Source organism: Phreatobacter sp., from assembly GCF_052440005.1.
In the GTDB taxonomy this organism is placed as follows: Bacteria; Pseudomonadota; Alphaproteobacteria; order Rhizobiales; family Phreatobacteraceae; genus Phreatobacter.
This window is the reverse complement of the sequence record NZ_JBQVQL010000149.1, coordinates 1-6,095: the sequence shown is the minus strand read 5'-3', so window position 1 is coordinate 6,095 and position 6,095 is coordinate 1. Positions and strand designations below refer to the sequence as shown.

The following is a 6,095-nucleotide window of genomic DNA, read 5'->3' as shown; positions in this document are numbered from 1 at the left end:
GGTGAGCGCCGCGGGGGCCCCGCCGGCACCCGATTCGGCCGTGGCGGCCGCGCGGGAGGCCGCACGGTCGGCGGCGAGCCTCGACGAGTTGCGGGCCATCGTGGAGAGCTTCGAGGGCTGCGCACTGAAGGCGACGGCCTCGCGCACCGTGTTCGAGGATGGGGTGCGCGATGCGCGCGTCATGTTCGTGGGCGAGGCGCCCGGCCGCGAGGAGGACATGGAGGGCAGGCCCTTCGTCGGCAAATCCGGCCAGTTGCTCGACCGGATGCTGGCCTCCGTCGGCCTCGACCGGAAGACCAACGCCTATATCGCCAACATCATCCCCTGGCGCCCGCCGGGCAACCGGACGCCGACGCCGCAGGAGATCGCCATCTGCGAGCCCTTCGTTCGCCGGCAGATCGAGCTGAAGGCGCCGGACCTGCTCGTCTGCGTGGGCGCGCCCTCGACCGAGACGCTGCTGGGGCTGAAGGGCATCATGAAGGTGCGGGGCCGCCTGATGGGCTTCGAGAGCGGCGGCCGGACCATCCAGGCGATCGCGACGCTGCATCCGGCCTATCTCCTGCGCAGCCCCATCGCCAAGCGGCAGGCCTGGCGCGACATGCTGACGATCCGGAAGACGCTGGGGCTGTAAGCGCCGCGACGGTGCCGCTGTCTCACTCGGCGGTCGACTTGAGCGTCCCGAAGGTCATGCGGTGGTGCAGGCAGGGCCCGTTGGCGGCGATGGCCTCGCGATGCGCCTTCGTGCCGTAGCCCTTGTGGATCGCGAAGCCGTAGCCGGGATGGACGCGGTCGACATGGACCATCAGCCGGTCGCGGTGAACCTTGGCGAGGATGGAGGCCGCCGCGATGGAGAGCACCAGCGCGTCGCCGTCGACGATGGCCTCGCCCGAGACGCCGAGCGGCAGAGGCGGCACGTCGCGGCCGTCGACGAGGACGTGGCGCGCCGGCAGCGAGAGGCCGGCGACCGCGCGGGTCATGGCGTGCAGCGTCGCCTTGCGGATGTCGGTGGCGTCGATGCGCAGAGGGCCCGAGGAGGCGATGGAACAGGCCAGCGCGGAGCCCGTGATGGCCTCGTAGAGCTCCTCGCGGCGGGCGGGGTCGAGAACCTTGGAATCGGCGAGGCCCGCGGGGATGGCGCGCGGGTCGAGGATCACGGCAGCGGCGACGACAGGGCCGGCGAGGGGGCCGCGGCCGGCCTCGTCCACGCCTGCCACGGGCGCGAAGCCCTGCTTCAGGGCGCGCCGCTCGAGGGAAAAGGTGGGAATCGGCTGGGCCATGGCCCTGTCTCGCCAAAACCGCAGCAGGGGGCAAGCGGCGGCTTCGGCCTCGCTGCGTTTCCGATTCAACGGGAAGGGGGAAAGTGTAGATCCGCCAGAGACTTGGCCGTCTGTCCTGCGACGGTGATTCCGGCCGCGGGGAAATCGATTCAGGTTCTTCACGCGATGATTCAAGGGCGCGTCGGCCTGCCCCGGCGACGTCAACGCCGGTCGCGCGAATCCGCTATAAGCGCCTGATCCAAACGGCGGACCTCACATGATCGGCAAGCTCAAGGGCACCATCGACAGCTTCGGACCGGACTGGGTCATCGTCGACGTCCATGGCGTCGGCTATGTGGTCCATTGCTCGTCGCGCACGCTGCAGTCGCTGCCGGCGGCCGGCGAGGCGGCCGTGCTCTCCATCGAGACCATGGTGCGCGAGGACATGATCCGCCTCTACGGCTTCGCCAACGACCTCGAGCGCGAATGGTTTCGCCTGCTGCTGGCGGTGCAGGGGGTGGGAGCCAAGGTGGCGCTTTCCGTTCTCTCGACGCTGAAGGCCTCCGACCTCGCCAATGCCATCGCGCTGCGCGACAAGGCCGCCATCGGCCGCGCCAACGGCGTCGGGCCGAAGGTCGCGGAGCGCATCATCACCGAACTCAAGGACAAGGCGCCGGGCTTCACCGACATCGATCCGGCTCTCGCCAAGCTTGCCGGCGACGTCGACGAGAAGCGCGTCGCGGGCCCCGTCGCCGACGCCATCTCGGCGCTGACCAATCTCGGCTACGGCCAGCCGCAGGCCGCCGCTGCCATCGCCGCCGCGGCGAAGAAGGCCGGGGAGGAGGCGAACACGCAGACGCTGATCCGGATGGGCCTGAAGGAACTGTCGTCTTGAGCGAGGCCGACCGCATCCTCTCCGCCGAACGCCGCGACGACGATGCCGACACGCATCTGCGGCCGCAGCGGCTCTCCGAGTTCATCGGCCAGGCGCAGGCGCGCTCCAACCTCGAGGTCTTCATCTCGGCGGCGCGCTCGCGCGGGGAGGCGCTCGACCACGTGCTCTTCGTCGGCCCGCCCGGCCTCGGCAAGACCACGCTGGCCCAGATCCTGTCGAAGGAGCTCGGCGTCGGCTTCCGCGCCACCTCCGGCCCGGTCATCGCCAAGGCCGGCGACCTCGCGGCGCAGTTGACGAACCTCGAGGAGCGAGACGTGCTCTTCATCGACGAGATCCACCGGCTCAATCCGGCGGTGGAGGAAATCCTCTATCCGGCCATGGAGGATTTCCAGCTCGACCTCATCATCGGCGAGGGACCGGCGGCGCGCTCGGTGAAGATCGACCTCGCCAAGTTCACTCTGGTCGGCGCGACGACGCGGGCCGGCCTTCTCACCACGCCGCTGCGCGACCGCTTCGGGATCCCCATCCGCCTCGCCTTCTATACGGTGGAGGAACTGGAGCTGATCGTCACCCGCGGTGCCCGCGTCCTCGGCGTCGGCATGACGGCGGACGGGGCGAACGAGATCGCACGGCGCGCGCGCGGGACGCCGCGCATCGCCGGCCGGCTGCTCAGGCGCGTGCGCGACTTCGCCATCTATCGGGATTCCGACACCATCACGCGGACCATCGCCGACGAGGCACTGACACGGCTCGAGGTGGATGATGCGGGGCTGGACGCCATGGACCGGCGCTATCTCAAGGCCATCGCGCTGAACTATGGGGGCGGTCCCGTGGGGATCGAGACCATGGCGGCGGCGCTCTCCGAGCCGCGCGACGCCATCGAGGAAATCATCGAGCCCTTCCTGATCCAGCAGGGCTTCCTGCAGAGGACGCCGCGCGGGCGGCTCCTGACCTCCGGCGCCTTCCGCCATCTCGGCCTCGCCGAGCCGCAGCGCGACGGGGCGCAGTTCATGCTCTTCAAGGGCGACGAGGAGGCGTGACCGCCGGCCCGTGGGACCGGCGGCTCTCGTCGCGGGTTACTGCAGGGCCTTGGTCATTGCGTCGGCGAGCGAAGCGCGCGGATTGGCGCGGCAATAGGCGATGATCTTGGCGTCGTTCGGGTCGGTCGGCGGCATCGCTGCTCCGGCTGACTTCATCGCCGCTTCCATCTCGGCGAGCGACTTGAGGTAACCGGCGCAGGTATCGGCGCCCTGTGCCATGGCAGAGGTCGTCAGCAGCGCCAGGAAGGCGGCCGTCAGGATCGGTTTCATGGGGGATGTCTCATGCGAAGCGCGGGCGCGGATGCGCACGGCGGGCGGCTTAGAGCACGCGGGCCTTGCGGAGTCGACGGCTAGTTTCCGCAGGGCGAACCCGCTGGAAGCGGTGCCTCGCTTTCGTCCCATCGGCGCGTTAAGCGGTCCCGGACGATCCGATACCTGGCGAGTGTAAAGGGTTACCGCATGACCGATGGCCACCATCTGGCCGGCCGCATCGATGGGGAGACACACCTTCTCTCCGTGCGCGTCTATTATGAGGACACCGACTTCTCCGGTGTCGTCTACCACGCGAGCTATCTGCGCTTCATGGAGCGAGGGCGAACAGACTTCCTGCGGCTCCTGGGCGTGGCGCAGGGCGACCTGTTCGAGAGCGCCAAGGAAGAGGCGGGCGCAGGCTTCTTCTTCGTCGTGCGGTCGATGGGCATCGAGTTCCTGAAGCCCGCGCGCATCGACGACGTGCTGACGGTGGAGACCCGCACCGAGGTGGTGAAGGGCGCGACGCTGAACCTCGCGCAGCGGGTCAAGCGCGGCGAGGAGGTGCTGGTTGAGGCGAAGGTGCGCGTCGCCTTCCTCGCCGGCGGCAAGCCGGTCCGCATCCCCGACGGGCTCCGCCGGGCCATGACGCCGCAGGGGGGCGCGCCGGACTGAGATCCAGCGGCCCTTCATTGCCGGCGGCGCGCGATGCCGCCCGGCCGATCACATCCCCGCCAGCCCGCTTGTTCGCAGCCCCGGAGCGGGCTATGGCGACCCTGCCGGTGTCTGCCGGTGCGACAGGGTCCCACCCGCCGGCAGTCCGGCCTTGTCCCGATGCGGTGACGCGTCGTTCATGATGCAGTGCCGAAGATAACCTGCCCTTAACCTTATCAATGGCTTGGTAGGTCACCACGCGGACGCACGTTCCGCGCCACGGTCAAGACACATTCAGGGGCCATTTCGCCCCTTCCAGGGACGATTGAGCGTCAATTGGTGCAGTTGCCGCCGTCTTCCCGTGTTTTCGACCAGGGCCGGAACGGACGCGCGACCTCAGAGCCGCCTGTCGCGAAAAGGATTTTGCCATGACCCCCGCCGACGCTGCTGCGGTCGCCTCCCACGACGTGTCCCTGTGGGGCCTGTTCTGGGCCGCCCACTGGGTGGTCAAGGGCGTGATGCTCGGGCTCGTCGCCGCCTCCATCTGGGTGTGGGCGATCATCGTCGAGAAGATCATCATGTATCGCCGGACCAAGACGCAGATGGACCGGTTCGAGCAGGTTTTCTGGTCCGGCCAGAGCCTCGAGGAGCTCTATCGCTCGCTGGCGCAGCGCCCGACCACGGCCATGGCGGCCCTCTTCGTCGCCGCCATGCGCGAGTGGAAGCGCAGCCACGAAACGGCCTCGCGCTCCTTCGCCGGCCTGCAGCAGCGCCTCGACCGGGTGATGAACGTCACCATCCAGCGTGAGGTCGAGCGGCTCGAGGCCCGTCTGATGGTGCTCGCCACCGTCGCCTCGGCCGGCCCGTTCATCGGCCTGTTCGGCACCGTCTGGGGCATCATGACCGCCTTCCAGGCCATCGCCGTGTCGAAGAACACCTCTCTCGCGGTCGTCGCGCCCGGCATCGCCGAGGCGCTCTTCGCCACCGCCATCGGCCTCGTCGCCGCCATTCCCGCGACCATCGCCTACAACAAGCTCGCCGGCGAGGTGAACAAGATCGCCAGCCGGCTCGAGGGCTTCGCCGACGAGTTCTCCGCCATCCTGTCGCGTCAGATCGACCAGCAGGGCGGCGGCTACGACCAGCGCGCGGCGTAAGGAGCAAGCCACATGGGTGCCCAACTCGCAGGTGGCGGTGGCGGACGGGGCGGCGGACGCCGCCGGCGCCGCTCCCACGTCATGAACGAGATCAACATCACGCCCTTCGTGGACGTGATGCTGGTGCTGCTCGTCATCTTCATGATCGCCGCGCCGCTGATGACGGTGTCGGTGCCGATCGACCTGCCGCAGGCCTCGGCCCGCGCCATCCAGCAGGACAAACCGCCGATCACCGTGTCTGTGCGCCAGAACGGCGAGATCTTCGTCGGCGACGACAAGGTCGAGTCCGCGGCCCTCGTCGAGCGAGTCCGCACCCGCGCCCAGAACGGCGCCGAGGAGCGGATCTTCGTGCGCGGCGACGCGGCGGCCAACTACCAGGCCATCATGGACGTCCTGTCGCAGCTCAAGGGCGGCGGCTTCACCAAGGTGGCGCTGGTCGCCACCGAGCGCGCCACGCGCTGAGGGCAGGGCAGGGACAGGTTTTGGCGCTCCACCCGCAGAAGGTCGGTTACGGGGTTTCGGTCGCGGGGCACGTGCTTCTCGTGGTCGCGGGCCTCGTCGGCTTCCTGACGTCGCCCTCCAAGGTCGACGAAGGCGAGAGCGTGCCCGTCGAGATCGTCTCGGACGAGCAGGCCCAGTCGACCCGCGGCGACCGCCGCGGCGAGCAGACGCCGACGCCGCAGCGCGTCGTCGACCGTCAGGCACCGGAAGAGCGCCAGACCCAGGACCCGGCCACCCTGCCGGTCGCCCGCGAGCGGGTGCAGAACACCGAACTTCCGCCACCGCCGCCGCCGCGTCCGCCCGTTCCCGAGCCTAAGCCGGAGGAGGCCGCCGCCCCGCCGCCACC

Annotated in this window: 8 protein-coding genes and 1 pseudogene; 7 read left to right on the top strand and 2 right to left on the bottom strand. The window is 69.5% G+C overall.

Annotated elements, in window-relative coordinates; genetic code table 11:
* A partial coding sequence (locus ACT6XY_RS22055; protein ID WP_444750455.1) for a uracil-DNA glycosylase occupies nt 1-631 on the top strand: 631 nt, incomplete at its 5' end.
* 22 nt (nt 632-653) lie between these two features.
* Here the strand turns inward: ACT6XY_RS22055 and ACT6XY_RS22050 are convergent.
* Nucleotides 654-1,277, bottom strand: coding sequence for a ribonuclease HII (locus ACT6XY_RS22050; RefSeq protein ID WP_444750454.1), 624 nt, complete (start codon nt 1,275-1,277; stop codon nt 654-656).
* 256 nt (nt 1,278-1,533) lie between these two features.
* Between ACT6XY_RS22050 and ruvA the strand changes: the two genes are divergently transcribed.
* The gene (ruvA, locus tag ACT6XY_RS22045; RefSeq protein WP_444750453.1) at nt 1,534-2,151 is read left to right on the top strand and encodes a Holliday junction branch migration protein RuvA; all 618 of its coding nucleotides are present in this window, start codon (nt 1,534-1,536) and stop codon (nt 2,149-2,151) included.
* Nucleotides 2,148-3,191 (top strand): Holliday junction branch migration DNA helicase RuvB, encoded by a 1,044-nt coding sequence (gene ruvB / locus ACT6XY_RS22040; protein ID WP_444750452.1) that lies wholly within the window; start codon nt 2,148-2,150, stop codon nt 3,189-3,191. The genes ruvA and ruvB overlap by 4 nt, the downstream gene beginning before the upstream one ends.
* 36 nt (nt 3,192-3,227) lie before the next feature.
* Here ruvB and ACT6XY_RS22035 read toward each other — a convergent pair whose 3' ends face one another.
* On the bottom strand, nt 3,228-3,461 hold the full coding sequence (locus ACT6XY_RS22035) for a hypothetical protein (protein WP_444750451.1): 234 nt from the start codon (nt 3,459-3,461) through the stop codon (nt 3,228-3,230).
* A 189-nt stretch (nt 3,462-3,650) separates the two neighbouring features.
* On the opposite strand from ACT6XY_RS22035, the gene ybgC reads away from it, so the two are divergent.
* The 4 genes and pseudogenes from ybgC to ACT6XY_RS22015 form a co-directional block, all read left to right on the top strand.
* Nucleotides 3,651-4,115, top strand: coding sequence for a tol-pal system-associated acyl-CoA thioesterase (gene ybgC / locus ACT6XY_RS22030; RefSeq protein WP_444750450.1), 465 nt, complete (start codon nt 3,651-3,653; stop codon nt 4,113-4,115).
* Nucleotides 4,116-4,522: 407 nt separating this feature from the next.
* Nucleotides 4,523-5,248, top strand: a complete 726-nt coding sequence (gene tolQ, locus ACT6XY_RS22025) for a protein TolQ (RefSeq protein WP_444750449.1) — start codon at nt 4,523-4,525, stop codon at nt 5,246-5,248.
* A 12-nt stretch (nt 5,249-5,260) separates the two neighbouring features.
* On the top strand, nt 5,261-5,710 hold the full coding sequence (gene tolR, locus ACT6XY_RS22020) for a protein TolR (protein WP_444750448.1): 450 nt from the start codon (nt 5,261-5,263) through the stop codon (nt 5,708-5,710).
* A 71-nt stretch (nt 5,711-5,781) separates the two neighbouring features.
* Nucleotides 5,782-6,095: pseudogene (locus ACT6XY_RS22015) on the top strand (hypothetical protein); the annotation flags it as partial.

Bases quoted from the DNA above. Each gene is read 5' to 3' on its own strand.
- ybgC (WP_444750450.1), top strand. From the start codon at position 3,651: ATGACCGATGGCCACCATCTGGCCGGCCGCATCGATGGGGAGACACAC.
- ruvA (WP_444750453.1), top strand. From the start codon at position 1,534: ATGATCGGCAAGCTCAAGGGCACCATCGACAGCTTCGGACCGGACTGG.
- tolR (WP_444750448.1), top strand. From the start codon at position 5,261: ATGGGTGCCCAACTCGCAGGTGGCGGTGGCGGACGGGGCGGCGGACGC.
- ACT6XY_RS22050 (WP_444750454.1), bottom strand. From the start codon at position 1,277: ATGGCCCAGCCGATTCCCACCTTTTCCCTCGAGCGGCGCGCCCTGAAG.
- ACT6XY_RS22035 (WP_444750451.1), bottom strand. From the start codon at position 3,461: ATGAAACCGATCCTGACGGCCGCCTTCCTGGCGCTGCTGACGACCTCT.
- tolQ (WP_444750449.1), top strand. From the start codon at position 4,523: ATGACCCCCGCCGACGCTGCTGCGGTCGCCTCCCACGACGTGTCCCTG.